Genomic DNA, 18,171 nt, shown 5'->3' on the forward strand with positions numbered 1-18,171 from the left:
AACTAAGTAGATAATCTACTTAGCACCTACGTTCAGTGTATAAAGGTCAGCAACGGAAGTCAATTTCCAACCATATTCTGCTATGTTATAGGACGTGACATAATAATTCTTTCCTTCATATATTCCTGTCTTATATTCGCCCACACTACGAATAATATCCTCTATGTACTTCGCACTAATATTCTCCGTTGCGGGAACGGAACAAACCTGCTTTCCCGTGGAATCTTCCAAACGATAATGAATTAACTGATTTCTTAGTACGGATTCAAGCTGCTCCATATTAACATTAATGAGTATGTAACCTAACGTCTCCCCTGTTGTGATTTTAACTACCTTTTTCCCTAACGTTACTACTGGTTTTTCTTTGTCTAAAACCAAGAACTCTCTTGTTTCACATGGAAACCATATGGATTTACCACTCGTCTCCTTCAGCTGTTCAAACTGTTCAGAATCTTTTACTATTTCTGCATTCTTAAGCATTGCATTATCTGATACAAAAATTTGGTTACTATCACTAATAAAAGCAATTGATTCCATTTCATCAAATACAATTTTCGCATTGTACAATTCATTCGTAACATCACGTTGTTTTCTTAAGTTTATCTTCTCCAAAGGATCCTTCTCCTTTAAAACTTCGTTAATGTTAATTGTAAGATAATTAGAACAGCTCTCCGTATCTTTCAGAACACGTGTAATACGGTCTGCTATAACTACACTGGAATCCGTAACGCTTTGTTTCGTCCGTTTATCTACCGTATTCTGATAAATTCCTGCTATGATTGCTCCTATAATAAGCAACGGTACAATTGCAATGACTGCATTGATTAGGAGTAGTTTTCGCTTTATTGTAAATGGCCTTTGCTTCCACAATTCTCTCTTCCCCTCTTTCTGCCTGCTCCGTCTTCTGATAATATCGCGCCTGCGCTTACTTCACCTCACTGTGTTAAGAAACCGATTTCAGTACATCTTAATCAAGCTCTCTTATAGGTTCAAACTATTTTTACATAAAACGGTTTTATAGTAAGTTAATTATAATTGTTTTTTTCTTCCATAGCAAATCATTTCTAAATAGCAGAACAAATTGTCCCTAAAAGTTTGCGTTCCGATACTGTTTGGGCGTACATCCAACTATACTTAAGAATACTTTATTGTAATAGCTGATATTATTAAAACCTGATTGATTTGCTACTTCCGCAATTTTTTCATTTGTCTCTGTTAGGAGATGACAACTTTGTAAAATCCGATAACGCATAATATACTGCATAGGGGTACGACTCATTGTCCGTCGAAATACCCTGCAAAATTGTCCTTCACTCATAGGAATCAAAGCAGCCAAATCCGATAAGCTAATTTCATAGGCATAATTGTCTTCAATATATTCAAGTACAGGCCTAATTCTCTCTAGATTAATGGAATTGTCATCATTAATGGCGTCATTCTCCTTGCCATGTTCAAAATACAATTCCCAAATCGCATACATTCGTGTCTTTAGCATAAGTTCATGTTCTAACAACAAGCGATGGTCCAATACATGAATCTCTTCTAACATTCCTAGAATCTTTGACTGCCAATCCCCATCCTCTTGTATAACAGGTGTGAATATTCTCTTTCCTTTGAGAACCGGACGTATATAGTGCTTACTATAATGAGAATGAACATCGGTTTGAAGGAATTCATCAGAAAATACCACCGCATAAAAAGAACACTGTACTTTTCCGATGGATTTTGCACTGTGGTACATATTCGAATTAATGAAGATACAATCTCCCTTTTTCAGGCGATAAACAATCTCTTCCACCTGCAATTCCATACTACCTTCTGTCACCACCAACAGTTCCATCTCCCGATGCCAATGCAGATAAAAGATCATATCTGTTCCCTCCGGATAGGTTAATTTATGTAAGGCTATAGGAATCTCCGCTGTCCCATGACTGACCTTCTCTTCGAAATTCTTTTCCTTTTCCCTTCGTTTTGCCTTCTCTTTGTTAGGATATACGAATACCTTTTCTTCCGTTGTATTATGCAAATTTATCACCTCATTTATATCTTACGATATGCGTCTTTCCTTCAATCTATTTTTTCAATTTATCTTTTTCAATTTATCTTTTTCAATTATTCTTTTTTAATCATTCTTTTTCAATCATCCTCTATCATACATTACAATTTCTCCCCAAAATGAATTCAATGCAAAATCTTATCAGTTACCCTATACTATCATTCTTAAATTAGGAAGTAAACATCAAAATAATGTTATAACTTATCTATATAGTTAAATATTTTCTTTCCATACAATAATATAATATCATTATCAGAAAAAATGCACTACTGAAAAATGGTAATTGTTCTGTATTCAACTTGCCAACACGGAGAAGTACCAAACAGTGCAAAAACATAACTGAGATCAAGGAACATACTCATACATGAGAAATGATTGAAACAATTCACATTCGATTCCAAAGGAGGTAAATTTCAATGAAATTTGCAAATGGTTTTTGGGTAACCAAAAAAGGATATGAAGTAAGCTACGCTACACAACCTTACGAAATCACAACAACAGAAAACAGCATTACCGTACTTGCTACTCCAGCTGTTATTGAAAACCGTGGTATGACACTTCAAGGACCAAACCTTGAGATTACATACTCTTCTACTTGCGAAAACAGCATTAAAGTACATATGGTACATTTTAGAGGTGGTCTTGATACAACTCCTCATTTTGAACTAAATGAAGATTCTTCCTTCAAACCAGTGATCAATGATACAGACGAATACATCGAGATGATTTCTGGTAATACCAAAGTTGTAATTGGTAAGGGCGAACAATGGAATATTAGGTTCTACTATAAAGACCGTCAATTAACGAGTGCTTCTTGGCGTACTAGTTCTTATATTGCAGAAAATCAATTTAGTGCAGATGCGAAAAAAGAATTAAACAAAGACAATGACTTCTTTGACTATCCAGAGAACGGCAATACTGCTTACGTTAGAGAACAATTAAAGACCGATATCGGCGAATGTATCTACGGTTTTGGTGAAAAATTCACTCCATTTGTTAAGAACGGCCAAACAGTTGAAACTTGGAATTCTGATGGTGGTACTTGTACAGACCAAAGTTATAAGAACATTCCATTCTATATCTCCTCAAAGAGCTATGGTGTATTGGTAAACAGCTCTGACAAAGTTTCTTTCGAAGTAATGTCCGATACCGTATCACGTGTTACGTTCTCTGTACCAGGCGAAGAATTGGAGTACTTTGTAATTGGTGGAGAGAATCTAGAAGATGTATTAACAAATTATACGAACTTAACTGGTAAACCAGCTCTTCCTCCAGCTTACTCTTTCGGTTTATGGTTATCGACTTCCTTCACAACGAACTATGACGAGAAGACGATCAACTCCTTCATCGATGGAATGGCAGAAAGAGATATTCCTCTACAAGTATTCCACTTTGACTGTTTCTGGATGAAAGAATTCGAATGGTGTAACTTTGAATGGGATACAAGACAATTCCCGAATCCACCAGCTATGTTGAAGAGATTACATGACAAAGGTTTGGAAGTTTGTGTTTGGATCAACTCTTATGTTGGACAACGTTCCAAATTATTTGATATTGGTAAAGAAAATGGTTACTTCATTAAGAATCCTGACGGAAGCGTATTCCAAACCGATTTCTGGCAACCAGGAATGGCAATTGTAGACTTTACGAACCCAGCTGCTTGTGCTTGGTATAAGAGTCTGTTAAAAGAATTATTTGAAATGGGTGTTAATAACATCAAGACGGATTTTGGTGAAAGAATCCCTACGAAATGTAAATATTTCAATGGTAAAGATCCTGTGAAGATGCACAACTACTACACCTATCTCTACAACAAGTGTGTATTTGAAGCATTGGAAGAATACTTTGGAAAAGATAAAGCTTGTTTATTCGCAAGAAGTGCAACTGTTGGCGGACAGAAATTCCCTGTACACTGGGGTGGTGACTGCTATGCTGAATACTCTGCAATGGCAGAAACCGTACGTGGTGGTTTATCCCTTTGCTCTTCTGGATTTGGTTTCTTCAGCCATGATATTGGTGGATTTGAAGCAACTGCTCCAGCTGATGTATATAAGAGATGGTGTGCCTTCGGTCTTATGTCAACACATAGCCGTTTACATGGTTCAAGCTCTTATCGCGTACCTTGGAACTTCGATGAAGAATCCTGCGATGTTCTTCGTTTCTACACCAAATTGAAAGGTAGATTAATGCCATACTTATGGGCACAAGCAATCAAAACACATGAAGTCGGCGTACCTATGATGCGTTCTATGATTATTGCCTTTTCTAATGATACTGCTTGTAAATACCTTGATACACAGTACATGTTAGGTGATAACTTATTAATCGCTCCTGTTATGAATGAAGCAGGTATTGCTGAATTCTACGTTCCAGAAGGAACTTGGTATGATATCGTAACAAATGATGTATACGAAGGTGGAAGATACTACACAAGAACATGCAACTACTTCCAGATGCCAATTCTTGCAAGACCGAACTCCATCATTACATTTGGTGAATTCGCTACCAACAATGTTGTATATGACTACTTAAATAACGCAGAAGCAACCATCTACAACCTAGAAGACGGAAAAACTGCTACTGCTACAATCTACGACAGCGAAGCAAAGAAACTTACCGACATTACTGCTACTCGTAAAGGTAACGTTATTGAAGTATCCTATGCTGCAACAGATAAGACTTTCACTATAGCTGTCGCTGGTACAGACAAGAAAGTTAAAGCAGCTGCAGGAACGACTTCTGTAAGTATTTCCTTATAGGAATCGAATTCTACATGATTTCTAATCCTGACTAATTCAGGTGTATACGCTTATTCTTACTCACCGATTTGGGTGTCATATTCCCATGCTGTTTTACAGCACCACTAAAAATGAACACGGAGCATGGGAATTCGACAGCCGCCGTTGGCGAATGCACAATTTAATTTTGTGAGAGGTTTTAGTTAATGAATCAGATTGGTCTAGAATAAGTAAGATATACGATCCCCATGCCAAATGTTTACACTTTCCTGTACAACAACGCATGGGGATTTTATTACCCCTTTGTCCGTTTCCCCAACAGACAACATTATTCATTGTGAAGGGAGTATATAACATGAACGCAGTATCAAAATTCTGGCAAACAGACGATACACTAATGAAAATGACACAACAAGCAATTGGTGAACCACTACAGACATTTTCAGCCAAACCACTTGATGGTGGATTCTGTAACGCGGTTTACTTAATCACCGCCAATGGTGAAGACATGGTTTTAAAAATTGCACCACATGAAGCAATTGAAATGCTATCTGACGAGAAAAATCTATTAAAGAATGAAGCAGAAATGCTGACATTTGTTAATGAAATGATCCATGTACCAATTCCCAAAGTTCTTCTCTACGATACCAGTTGTTCCATTTGTAAATCCCCTTATCTATTTATCACTAAGATTGCGGGTGTTTCTATGGATAAGATTAATCAGGAACTTACCAACGAAGAACGTAATGGTATTCTAGAAGAGACAGGAAAGATTACAGCTGCAATGAATGCAATTAAAGGGACCACATTTGGTCGTCCTCAAATGCCTGAGACATTTACAAAGAGCAATAGTGAATTCATGTTAGGTGTATATAAGTTACTCATTCAAGACGGAAAGGCAAAGGACTTTACACTTCCTTGTATCTCCTATGATGACTTATGGGATTTACTCTGTGCTAATAAAGATGCTTTCGATGATTGTAAAGAACCATGTCTTATTCATAATGACATATGGGACGGCAACATGATGATCCATGATCACAAACTTTCTGGAATTATTGATTTTGAACGTTGCTTCTGGGGGGATTACCTGCTAGAAGATCATTTCTCTGGATACGGAGAGATCAGCCCCGCCTTCCTAAAGGGTTACGGCAAATCCTCTTTTACTAAAATGGAGGAACGTCGAATCTGCCTATACCGTATCTGGCGAAGACTAGCCATGACCATTGAGATTCCCTATCGCCAGTTTGAAGATGATGGTCGTTATCAATGGGTTACTGGCGAATTAAGCAGTCAGATTGCCCATCTACAGACGATTATGTAGAGGGACATAATGTTGCATTATCCCATTCCTTTAATCTGAACTATCCATGTTAACGCATTCCACTACGGCTAATACCGCATATATACTTGTATTTTTATTACTTTCAGCTTTCACATAACAATTGAAGGAAATCACATACAAAAAGGACTTCAGCTTTGCTAAAATTAAGGTATAAATCAAATTTTAAACAAAGTTGAAGTCCAAATGTTATTCCATCTCTTTTACCCGATACCAATATGTATAACATTGTGCAAAGCCCAATTTTTTGTACAATGCAACTGCATTGTCATTGGTACTGCTCACTTGTAAATAAGCTTCTTTCGCTCCTGCTTTTTTTCCTTCTGCTAAAAGTTGTTTACAGATCTGCGTTCCGAACCCCTGGTGACGCTCTTGTTCCGACACACGGATATCATATAATCCTAGTTTTCCTCTCTCAAGTACTCCTAAACCACAGGCAATGACTTTTCCTTCTTTCTTAATACTTGCACAGAATACGGGATTTATTATCCTACGTAGCACATCTTTGGCAATGGATTTCGTAGGTTCTACACTGGTTTCATTAAGTACAACAAATTCTTCTAGCCAAGCATCGCTCATCTTATTGCTTGTTGCTATCTCTATCCTCTTTTCGTTTTCTTTATCTTTATCTATCTCTATTTCTTCCACTGTATCTTGTTCCTTATTATTTACCTCCCTATCTTCCTCCTCTAACGAAACCATAGCTAAATCCATATTCATAATATATACTTGCTTCTGTATATCATACCCGTATCTCTCTAATAATGAATCTAAGCCCTCTTCTACTACAGGAGTCATCTTATATACGCAGGGTAAGCCCTGCATATGAAATCGTTTCTCACATTCTATGACTTTCTCTTCCAGAGAATATACCGATGAATACATAGGATTTACCGAATTTCCACGATACGTATATCCATCGGTATACCGTAATATCCAGCCATCATATACTTCCGTATGTTTTGCTGGGAATGCATTCATAGCAATTTCTTCGTATTCCTGGATTCTTTCTTTCCGCTCTGCACACTTTTTTCGCTCTACGTACTCTGTATTTTCTGTATTTGTTGTACTTTTCGTTTTGTAACCTACTATGTTCTTTTTTTCTTTTGCCTCATGCATAACGTTCCTTCCTCCTCTTTATCATCGCACCTTAATTTCATACTCTTTCTCTTCACTTCATTCTTAATTTACTCGTTTTATCTTTTCATTTGTCTCTTTACTCTTATCTTCACGTTACTCTTCCCACTTATCTTCCTACTTTCAACTACCCCTCATACATCCCAAAAACAATGCCATATTCTCATGTTCTGCAGCATTTCGTAATCGTATGGTAAGTTCATGAATCTCATAGCTAAGATACGCATATAGTTCCTGGTTATCTTCATATCCTCTCTTAATCAGGATCTGGAGCAGTCGTTCTAATATCTGTTCTGTTTCAACTGAGGAATGCATAAGAACCTGATCCGTTATCCAATCACAATCCTTCAAGGAAAATTCCCGTGACAGCAAAGGTTTTCTCAACCACATAGACAGCAAACTATTCTGTAAAACAATACTGCTTATATTAATCAACAGTTCCTTGTGGTCCTCATGGTACTGTTCTAAAACCGCTCTTACATACTCTTCTGGATATACCCGCAAAAAGGTCTGTTCCAGTATCGTTGCTTGCAGATATCGATCAATGGCTTCGATGCCTTCCTCCTGCCCAAGTGGACGCAGAATTGGATAATCTAAAGTAAGGATCTGATCTTGTGGTGCAAATTGAACATCATAATGCAGGAAAAAAGCAGGCATTCCTTTCATGATCGTGTCAATATACGCGCGGTTATCGTAAGCAGAAAAGGTAGGTAACATGGAGGTATACAAATCGTTTAACTGTTTTGTCCGTTCCATAATTCGCTGATAGCCCAACTCATATGCAGTCTGCGCAGGTATCTTCTCCCCAGAATCAAGCTGATACTTTGATGATTTTCTCAACCCATAATGAATACAATACACCACTGCTTCCATTAATTGTCGAGCTACTGCAACGGAAACAGAACTACTTTCCTTACTCGTGTATCTCTCAACTAGTTTTGAGACAATGGGCACGAACTCTTCCATAGCATAGTCTTCCATTCCATGATCTTTCCGCTCACCAGTCTTCCATTCAGCCGCGTTCCACTCATTCGTTTTCTTCTCAACCTTCATACAATCCTGCTCCTCCCCAATAATGCTCTAGCACACCTAATATGCTATTTTGTTACTATTTCCTTCATGACTACTATCTTCATGCCTACTATCTACACTCCTACCAATCCCCTCTTCGAATCTTCCTAGCAATTGACTCCAATGCTGTATCCTCTAAGTATTCCAAATCCCCCTGACAGATTCCCTCAAAGCGTTCTTTCATATATGCAATTAACTCATCATCGGTGATTTCATCAAGACATTCGTTCTTATACAAATAGAAAATCTCTTGTAATCGCTCGATTGTATCAACATAATTATCTTGATAAATATAGGCAGAATCACAGAAGGCGTAGATTAATTTTGTAAGAATTCCTTCTCCAAATTCAATTCTTCCCTCTCTTTTCAGACTTTCTTTTCTTTCCACTAACAGTTCTTGTGCTTCTTGTTCAGACAACCGTAATCCGAATTTTGTTGTATACGTATTACAATTCATCAGATTTTCCTTTTGCTTCTGTAGAACCACTTCCTGATTTCCCTGTTGCAGTGTCAGAAATTGCATCAATTCTTCATCTTTCATGATTCTCACTCCTTCTTTCCATCGGATGATAGTACCTATTATTTCTCGTTTTAGAGTTGCTATTATTTGAAGTATTCACTCGTTTATTCAGCCCTACCTCCACCTCAATCCCTTTCTCTGTATCTAAGATTCCTACATTGTATATCGCCCCCCATATACTTACAAGTCTTGAAAAATAGGCGTTTTTGTGGTATTATATCAATACAAATTAATTGTCAAGAATCGTTTTTAAACAAAAAAACTCCATGAATCCGTATCAAGATTTAAACTGTAACGTCTTATCTTATAACATGATTCATGGAATTTTTTTATTACTTTATTACTCAAACTTTACACTTGCATGTTTTGAATGCGTAGGCAATTGCAATATTCTATTATTCTACTACACGAACGGAATATTCCTGTACAACACCATTAGATGAAACGGTTATTGTCGTTAGTCCCACAGCCAATGCTGTATAATCCACTTCATATTCAATGGTATTATCATCCATAAACTCACTACACACACCATTAATCTTAACTAGATTCGGGTTGGATGCAGATACTGAAACATTGCTATTATTCCCTGTAGCTGGAATAATACAACTAAGGGTTTTTGTTTCCCCTTTCTTGATCGTTACCGTATCAACCGTAATCTCGACTTCTTTCTTTATTGTTCCTGTTGTAATTGTTATCGTTGCTTTTCCAGGTTTTATTGCCATGAATACAATATAGGATATTGGGTATCCGAACGCAAGCATATCATCGTCTAATGCATAAATCTGCACTACAGATGGATCACTGCTGGTTGCCGTAATTACATCACTGGTCTCATCGGGTTCTAACAAACCAATACAACCATCATATTCACCACTAAGTAGAGTAAGCTTATCGCTAAGCGTACCACCTTCTAAATTATACAACTCCATTCCTGTTGCTGGCTTTTTCACAACTTTTACCGTAAATGAACCTACATAGTATTTCGAATAATCTGCCTTTTCATCGATTGGCGTTGTACTGCCATAAACGTTAATCTTTACCGTTCCTTCTTTTATTGCTTTCACATAACCAGACCAATTACCTGTTTCTTCATCATAGATGTATTCAATTGGTAAGTTTTTCGAATCTACCGATGAATCAGGGATATACAAGTAATATGGCGCATAGTAAATACCCAAATTCATTGCATATGTATTATTCAGTACATATTCAACCGTCTGATCCTTTCCTTCTAATTCAGGCTCTTTTACTTCCATTTGGAAAGAACCAACCGTTCTTGTTTTCTTTTTATAGGTTTCTTTGATCGTAATATCTACTACACCCGTTTTATATGCTTCTACCAAACCAGTTTTCGTAACTTTCACTATTGATTTATTACTAGAATAGTAAGTGTATGTAGCTTGATTATTCGGATAGTCAATACACGAAAAATCATTTAGATTTAACTGATATCCTGCATAATACTCTTTTCCTATTGGTACATATAAAGGTTCTTCCTTCAGGTAAGATACAACATTCGCTTTTTTTACGGTAACCGTACAAGTTCCTACTTTAATCTTTTTCTTTTTATACGTCTGGTATACAGTAACCTTAGCTTTACCAGCTTTAATTCCTGTTAAACTTCCTTTTTTATCAACCGTTACAATCTTTTTATTACTACTAACATACGAATAAGTCGCTTTTTTCACCATATTGTTTACGTATATTACATAGCCATTCTTCCCCATCGGAATGTCCATTGAAGTATACTCTAATTGGGCTTTACTTGCGGCTATGGCCATTTTGCTTCCAAGTAGCGGGCACACACTACAGCCTACTATGATCAATAGTAGAAAAACAGCCAGTGATTTTTTTAATGTCTTTTTGTTTTGTTCCATTCCATTCCCTCTCCCTTATACAATATAGTATGAACATAAAATGATCGGAGCGCCAAAAATACATTGCTGCCCTTACAATATCGAAACATATTATGTTACATCTTGTAATATATTGTATCTTTCTTACCAACATTCGTCAATGATACGGAAGTAGGAGAAACAACAAAAAAATAACAACTTTTCGCGTTGTATCAACGTGAAAAGTTGTCACATTTTTTCTTTAATACCTGCATATAGAATGTAGATTCTAGTTCAATCCAATTTTTCTTTCTTCTATTCTCTCCAAATGATAAATGATTTCCCAACACCGCATATCCTTTTGTTTCTCTTAACCACTCTTTCGGAAAGATGTACGTACCAGAATCCGTCCGATAGGATTCTAACAAGACAAGGAGTTCGTTAAACCATTTTGTCTTTCTTGCTTTCGGATAATTTACGATCGTTTGTGCAAAGAAGAGCAATTTTGCTCCATCCTTTTCCTTCCTATATTGATCCAAATCGAACCAGCCCGGGTATTTTGGATCCCAGCCCATACTATGATATTTCCCGTCTTCTTCTGCAAGTATTCCATATCCGTCAATTATAGACTTATGAAATTCGTCTGTGCTAATGTACTCTATTATATCATCAATCTTCCTATCTACCGCATTGTCATGCAGATCATATAACCTAGATAGACCAACCAGATCATAGATCATCGGGTATCCAACCCCATAACGTTGTGTCAGAGAAGGCTTAATAAAATACGCTGTATTCTTCCACACCGAAGGTACTCTTTTGAGATTGCAACGTTCTTGTTCCTCCAGATATATGGCATAATCTCCTTCTTTGACAAATTGGCTGATCTCCTCTAGGCTTCCAAGGAGATATGTTTCAATCTCTTCCTCACGAACTCCTAGGGCAGAAAGTATATTGGTAATAACGATTGCGTTAAAATGCTGTCCTTTTCTATAGTAAATCTCCTGGTTCTTGGAATAGGCAAAATAGGAATCCATGGCTTCGCCATTCTTCATCTTGTCAAAATAGTACTGCACTGCATCTCTTACCTGGGGTATTCCACTATGCAGTCCCAATTGCGCAATCTTTACACCTGCATTTTCCAGACAATAATTCATACTACCATGTTCCATTGACCAATGTTTCGGAGGTGTATCTGGTTTTAAATAACCAAGCCATTCTATAACGGCTGGATGTTCAAGTAACTCTGTTTGAAGACGCTTGCTCTCTTCTATGTCTTGAAAAAACTCCCGCGCAATTCGATATCGAATAGGGGTATCCGCATTTTCCATTAACCACTCACAGATTCTTGCATCCATCATACAAATTCTTACCTCCTACTATTGGATTTTCACATTGCAAAAAGGTTACGCCTTAATTGCCCAACGCATCTTCGTAGAACGGGCACGACCATTTCGAATACATTCTTCTGCTGATGGTCGAATTACGTCTCTTGCAACTTCGGAATAAATTCCTTCTTTGTTATAATACTTGAAATATTGTTTTACCAAACGGTCCTCCCCTGAATGGAAGGTGAGAATTGCTGCACGTCCACCACTTTTCAATATGGTTGGTAATTTCTCCATAAATTGTTCCAATACTTCAAACTCACTATTTACATCAATACGCAATGCTTGAAAGGTACGTTGGCATGTTTTCTTAACCACTTCTTTTTGCTCTTTTGCTGGCAAGAATGAAAGTACCTGTTCGATAATCTCTTTCAGTTTTGTCGTGGTATCAACTTCTTTTCCTTTTCTAATTGCCGATACAATAGCTCTCGATATTTCCTTTGCATATGGTTCATCTGCATTCTCAATAAGCATTCCTTCTAATTCTGGTTGCGTGATATTCTTTAACCGTTCTGCTGCTGATATCCCCTTCTCTGGATTTAATCGTAAATCCAGTGGTCCTTCTACTTTATAGGAAAAACCACGGTCAGGGTTATCAATCTGCATAGAGGATACACCTAGATCTGCCAATACAAAATCAAATTGTCCTGATTCTTCAAGTATTTCATCTACATTGGCAAAATTCAATAATTTTACCGTCAAGATTTCAGGGCCATATCCCATATTCTCTAGCCTTGCTTTCGTCTTTGCCGATTCAATTGGATCCACATCCAATCCATAGATATGTCCCTCTCCTTGTAGGCACTCTAGCATCTTGGACGTATGTCCGCCATAACCTAGTGTTGCATCTAATCCTACCTGTCCTGGCTTGATCTGAAGAAAATCCAGAATCTCCTTCACGCAGATGGATATATGCATTCCAGCAGGGGTACTTCCTTTTGCAATTACCTTCTCGATGGTATCTTTGTATTTTTCAGGTTGTAATTCTTTGTATTTTTCTTTATAACTTCTAGGATGTGTTCCTTTATAGCGAACACGTCTTTGATGTTTTGGTTCTTGATTCTCCATTGTTTACCTCTCCATTCCCTGTATGGGTTGTTTCATGTCTATGGGTTTATTACTCAAAATTCAGTGGAGCCAATCGAGCGCGCGTTTTCCATGAATATAGCAAGCATCTGCTCGTTTAAAAACTGGCAAGTGTGAAGTTTGCGTTTATCTTTTCTTAACCACCCTAGACTCATAGCAATAATCATACCATACTTTTCAGTAAATGGATAGGCTACCATTTTGCATGATTCGCTAACCAATCCGCTACTCCATCATGGTCGTTATCGGCAATGATTCCCGTTGCATATCTCTTTAGTTCCTCCACTGCATTCTCAACCGCATAAGCAGCATCTGCAATCTGAAACATCGGAATATCATTGATGGCATCTCCGAACGCAACTACACGGTCGCAATTCCACATCGTCTTCAGTATCTGGATGGCATTTGCTTTCGTCGCTTTGGCTGGCATGATCTCACACCAATACTCTTCTCGGTATAATTCTTGCGCTAAGGTACAACGATATGTAGGGTTATCTTTGAATTTCTCATAGACGGGTAATAATTTTTCTTTTTCCCCAATACACGTGTAGTAGAAGATATTTCCTTCATATAATTGTTCTTCCATATTCACTGGGCGAAATCTTTTGTCATTCTTCCTTGATTGAAGATATCTCCTTATCCCCTCATTCTCATATTGGGGGTTCCAGGATACACGCTCTATTCCATTAATAAATGCATATACAAGAGGGGATATTCCTTGTTTTGTCAAAAAGGATTTTACCTCCTCCTGCTCCTCTTTTTCAAAATCAACAGAAAATAATACCTCTCCAGAATCGGGCTGTATAATACGACACCCATTATACACGATCACGGGTATCTTAGTGGATAGCCCTTTGGCTACAACGGATGCAGATACCAATGATCTTGCCGTTGCGTAGGTAAAAGTCATTCCCTGATCTACCAAGGAATTGATCATTGCAATGCTCCTTGGATTGATACAATCCTTTGTGTTCAATAATGTCCCATCTAGATCTGTAACATATAATGTCTTCATAGATTCTCCCCTTTTGTATTCATACAATCGATTCATTTACTCAAACTGCCTTTTCCATTCCATCATAGTATGATACACAACAATTTTCAATCCAAAAGGGCATTTCATATATAATCTTATTTCATATCCTCTTCTAATTCGGGAAATAGCGCAAATACCATATCATCTTCCACATAACATAACGAGTCTACCGACCAATCACTTGCGTAGAGATACCCATCATAGGCATACTCTCCATTACTGTAGTGCACTTTTTGTATGGAATAGAAGCCATTTCCACTCCCTGCTAACTCATAATTATCCTGCAAGCCTGTATATACTAGATTGTCATTGTTCCATTCTTTCTTAATTAATTGGTCGTCTTTGATGGAATATACGAACATATATGACTCGTTCATTGGATGAAGGTATATCTCATTTCCATCCTTTGAAACGGTTACTTCGCAGTAGGAATCTCCCTGGGTTTTATCACATCCAATAGATGCTAGGTCAATCGCACTTCTCATCTGTTGCTTTTCAAGGTCATACACAAATAAACCAAAATATCCATGAAAGATCAACTGATTTCCTTCACAATAATCCAAATCAGGCCCATCGGCTCCTAATGTCATTCCTTTTTTTAAAACAGGTGCTTTCTTCTCAATCACTTCATTGATCACTACATTATTCTGTGTTGGATTCTGCTTTGTTTCTTCTTTCCCTTTCATCTCTTGTTTTTCATTAACAACCTCTTTCTTTGTTGTCTCTCCACGTGGACTACTGAAAGCAAAAACTGCTAAGATCACACAGCAAAGGAAGACACCGCCTGCAACAGCAAGAAGGGGTTTTTTATACTGTAATACATGTTTGATTCGTTTTTTCACATTTCCCTCCCCGAATGCCAGAGGTACACCTGACAGTCTTTTTCTTCCTACTGATAACCGCAACAAAGATGTCGCATAATCCTTACGAATATCTTCCTTATGATGTTTCATCACATACTCGTCACAAGACATCTCCATTTCCTGATCAAGGCAGATATAAGCCAACCATACAAATGGATTAAACCAATGCAATATGGTTATTGCATATGCTAATAATTTGATCAGATGATCTTTTCTCTTAATATGTACCTGTTCATGCATACAGATGTACTCTGCTTCTTTTTCTTCCAACATAGATGGTAAATAGATCTTTGGTTTACAGATTCCCATAACAAACGCCGTTTCCAGATGATCGGATAGGTAACGATTTTTTCCGATTCTTTGACTATCTATCAACTTTTTGTTTAATCGAATATAGGTGTACAAACCACGAACAAGGAAAAACAGAATTCCAATCAACCATATAACTTGCAGTATTTCAATTCCATTGCTACTACTACGCTCTGCTTGCCGCACGTCATAAGGTAATGTCTGCCCCTGCTGCAATTTTCCTTGCTGCCCTTCATTTGCTTGGCTCCCCTTGTATTGGTCTGGGTTCGTTTGCTTCTGTTTTGTCAGATCCTCCGTCCCAACCTTCACTGGTTCCATATTCGTTGGCAGAAAACTATATCCACTCTCCCAAGTAAATGGGCAAAGCAAACGCACAAAAGCGACTATCCAGAGACAATACATATACGTCCGTGGCACTTTAATCTTATGTAATACGAACCCTACCAGAAAGAATAACATGATGATCATTGTTCCCTGATAACTTAGGTTCAAAACTTGAACGAACCATTTTACTCCCATGGGCTCCCTCACTTTCTCTTCTTATCTCTTTCTCCTCTTATCTCTTTCTCCCACTTTTCTTTTTCTCTTTTTCTTCTTTTGCTAATTTTGCCTTTTCCTTTTATTCCTTAGTATCCTCTGGTTCACACTTTGCAATAATCTCCTGTAGATTTGCAATGTCTTCTTCACTAAGTTTTCTTCTTCTCGTAAATGCTGCTAAAAAACCTGGTAAAGAACCACCAAAACTACTCTCTACATATTCTTCACTTTGCCGAGCATAGAACTCTTCTTTCGATAGAACAGCTGAAACAATTCCGTCTTTATTCTGAAATATTCCTTTTCCACTAAGTCGTTTTACAACGGTATACGTGGTTGTTCTCTTCCACCCAAAGATTTCTTCACATAAAGGAATCAATTCACTCATAACAATCGGCTCCTTCTCCCATATTAAATCAGCAAATCTACCTTCCACAGCTCCTAATGAGTATTCTTCCATAAATAAATTCTCCTTATCCTTTTAAAGCAAAACTGACTACACATTGTAGACATATTGTTAGTCTACAATGTGTAGTCAGTTTTGTCAAGGTATATTATTCCTCTACTGTTCTATGCTTAATTCCTTTATCTATAACTCATTAATATGTATCACTGATTTTGTTTCTTCCATGCCTCATTGAACAATGTATATAACTGCTCTGCACCTTTGCTATTACATTCCGATATAAAGCTATCCCATTTATCAAAGGATTCACCACCCATGATAAACTTACTGATCATCTGATCCACATAGTCGTTTAGATTAGTTGCATATAGCGCTTCTTCTTCCACATCATCCTCAGACAATGCGATGGCTGGTTCAATGTTTGGAATTGCATTGCCTTCTGTCTCTTTTTCAATTAACTCTTTATAAGATTCTGCCATCGTTGCAAGTTCATGGTCATAAGGATATACGAACGTAAAACAATTATTGCTTGTTCCATATTCTTTTTGCACATCTACAGTTCCTGTTGGATTCGCTGCACAAAGAATATCAGAGCCTAAAACTTTATTATTGTTGCTGTCTACCGTATAAGTTTCTCCTTCAATTCCCCAGGAGAACAGATTTATTCCTTCTTCCGAGTACATCCAATCTAACCATTTGATTAACTCAGGGAAATATTCTTTTTTTGCTGCACTAGCGGAAACTACCATCGTCTGCGTAGAATTACTTACACGTGACAAATATGCTCCTGCAGGTCCCGCCAATGGATAGATTGGTACCCATTCTGCATTCTCATTGCCTGCTTCTTGAAGGGCAGTTGTTGCTGCAGTCTCACAACCAAGCCAATCAGCCATTAAGACAAATGCTTTATCAGTAGACGCATTTTGTGAATACATGTCGCTACTAAATGTGGTATATTCCTGATTCAATAACCCTTCCGCATAAAGTTTGTTTAGATACTGTAACATCGTCTTGAATTCTTCACTGGTAGGTGCAAAGATCCACTCGTCATTTTCCTCTACATAATGGAAGTTATCAAATCCTTTTCCCCAGCCGGCACTAGTCCCAAAGGATGGTGCAATCATATCAAGAAGGTTACCATTTCCATAGATTACTTGAATTGGATAAACATCTGGATAGATCTGTTTTAACTGCTTTGCTGCATCATAAAGTTCATCATATGTAGTTGGTATTGCAATATTATTTTCTTCAAATACATCTTTTCTTACAAAAATCTGTTTGGAGGCAGTCTTTACTTCTTTTGTATTAATTGGAAGTTCATAAACTTTTCCATCTGATTGTGTGGCATCATCGATTAGATACTGAAGATTATTCTTCTTAATAAATTCCATGTAATGTGGCATTTGATCAAAATAATCACTAATTGGTAGTAAGACACCGCTAAGCGCCTGTGCGATTGTTGGATTTGTCTTGCTGATCAGGTCCGGCATATCTTCCCCTGTATTAATGACCAGTTGGTTTCTTGTATCATAATCACTATCAGGAATTGCCATTACATCAAGAGAAACATTCGTCAATTCGGTCATCTTTGCCAATGATTTATAATCTGCATTAAACTCCCCCGAATACATAAATGAAAAAGTAACTGGCTTGTCTGAAACAGGGTTCGTACTCTCTGCTGTTTCTTCCCCAGTAGGTGATTCTGTCGTTTGTTCTGTTGCCTCCTGTGTCGTTGTTTCTTTCGTATTGGATTTCTTATTACTGCCACAACCTACAAGCGCCATAACCATCGTCATTGAAATTACAATTACTTTTACCATTCTTTTTTTCATACACATTCTCCTTTA

General features: G+C 37.4%; 14 protein-coding genes. 2 read left to right on the forward strand and 12 right to left on the reverse strand.

The features are described from left to right. Window positions 1-15: 15 nt before the first annotated feature. Together HBB17_RS20435 and HBB17_RS09600 are read right to left on the reverse strand one after the other, a co-directional pair. Window positions 16-870: a cache domain-containing protein gene (locus HBB17_RS20435; RefSeq protein WP_238483718.1), complete on the reverse strand. Its 855-nt coding sequence runs from the start codon at window positions 868-870 to the stop codon at window positions 16-18. A 217-nt stretch (window positions 871-1,087) separates the two neighbouring features. After that, on the reverse strand, window positions 1,088-2,026 hold the full coding sequence (locus HBB17_RS09600; protein WP_167957254.1) for an AraC family transcriptional regulator: 939 nt from the start codon (window positions 2,024-2,026) through the stop codon (window positions 1,088-1,090). A 446-nt stretch (window positions 2,027-2,472) separates the two neighbouring features. Here HBB17_RS09600 and yicI point away from each other — a divergent pair, with 446 nt between their 5' ends. Both yicI and HBB17_RS09610 read left to right on the forward strand, forming a co-directional pair. Beyond that, a complete protein-coding gene (gene yicI / locus HBB17_RS09605; protein WP_167957255.1) occupies window positions 2,473-4,815 on the forward strand; it encodes an alpha-xylosidase in 2,343 nt (780 codons plus the stop codon). Window positions 4,816-5,149: 334 nt separating this feature from the next. Further along, window positions 5,150-6,118, forward strand: coding sequence for a phosphotransferase family protein (locus tag HBB17_RS09610; RefSeq protein WP_167957256.1), 969 nt, complete (start codon window positions 5,150-5,152; stop codon window positions 6,116-6,118). A gap of 207 nt (window positions 6,119-6,325) precedes the next feature. On the opposite strand, the gene HBB17_RS09615 is transcribed toward HBB17_RS09610, so the two are convergent. The 10 genes from HBB17_RS09615 to HBB17_RS09660 form a co-directional block, all read right to left on the reverse strand. Next, window positions 6,326-7,255: a GNAT family N-acetyltransferase gene (locus HBB17_RS09615; protein ID WP_167957257.1), complete on the reverse strand. Its 930-nt coding sequence runs from the start codon at window positions 7,253-7,255 to the stop codon at window positions 6,326-6,328. 141 nt (window positions 7,256-7,396) lie between these two features. Beyond that, window positions 7,397-8,326, reverse strand: coding sequence for a DUF6179 domain-containing protein (locus HBB17_RS09620; RefSeq protein ID WP_167957258.1), 930 nt, complete (start codon window positions 8,324-8,326; stop codon window positions 7,397-7,399). A gap of 100 nt (window positions 8,327-8,426) precedes the next feature. Then, window positions 8,427-8,885: a DUF6323 family protein gene (locus HBB17_RS09625; protein WP_238483719.1), complete on the reverse strand. Its 459-nt coding sequence runs from the start codon at window positions 8,883-8,885 to the stop codon at window positions 8,427-8,429. A gap of 374 nt (window positions 8,886-9,259) precedes the next feature. Next, window positions 9,260-10,744, reverse strand: coding sequence for an Ig-like domain-containing protein (locus HBB17_RS09630; protein ID WP_167957259.1), 1,485 nt, complete (start codon window positions 10,742-10,744; stop codon window positions 9,260-9,262). Between the two features lie 191 nt (window positions 10,745-10,935). Further along, window positions 10,936-12,063, reverse strand: a complete 1,128-nt coding sequence (locus HBB17_RS09635; RefSeq protein WP_167957260.1) for a hypothetical protein — start codon at window positions 12,061-12,063, stop codon at window positions 10,936-10,938. 45 nt (window positions 12,064-12,108) lie between these two features. Continuing rightward, the gene (gene rsmH / locus HBB17_RS09640; protein ID WP_167957261.1) at window positions 12,109-13,158 is read right to left on the reverse strand and encodes a 16S rRNA (cytosine(1402)-N(4))-methyltransferase RsmH; all 1,050 of its coding nucleotides are present in this window, start codon (window positions 13,156-13,158) and stop codon (window positions 12,109-12,111) included. 211 nt (window positions 13,159-13,369) lie between these two features. Further along, window positions 13,370-14,191, reverse strand: coding sequence for an HAD family hydrolase (locus HBB17_RS09645; protein WP_167957262.1), 822 nt, complete (start codon window positions 14,189-14,191; stop codon window positions 13,370-13,372). A gap of 116 nt (window positions 14,192-14,307) precedes the next feature. Next, window positions 14,308-15,903 (reverse strand): M56 family metallopeptidase, encoded by a 1,596-nt coding sequence (locus HBB17_RS09650; RefSeq protein ID WP_167957263.1) that lies wholly within the window; start codon window positions 15,901-15,903, stop codon window positions 14,308-14,310. Window positions 15,904-16,003: 100 nt separating this feature from the next. After that, window positions 16,004-16,378 (reverse strand): BlaI/MecI/CopY family transcriptional regulator, encoded by a 375-nt coding sequence (locus HBB17_RS09655; RefSeq protein ID WP_167957264.1) that lies wholly within the window; start codon window positions 16,376-16,378, stop codon window positions 16,004-16,006. 149 nt (window positions 16,379-16,527) lie between these two features. Beyond that, window positions 16,528-18,156 (reverse strand): type 2 periplasmic-binding domain-containing protein, encoded by a 1,629-nt coding sequence (locus tag HBB17_RS09660; RefSeq protein ID WP_167957265.1) that lies wholly within the window; start codon window positions 18,154-18,156, stop codon window positions 16,528-16,530. Window positions 18,157-18,171 lie beyond the last annotated feature (15 nt).

The sequence above is a fragment of the Anaerosporobacter faecicola genome (genome assembly GCF_012070565.1).
GTDB lineage: Bacteria > Bacillota > Clostridia > Lachnospirales > Lachnospiraceae > Anaerosporobacter > Anaerosporobacter faecicola.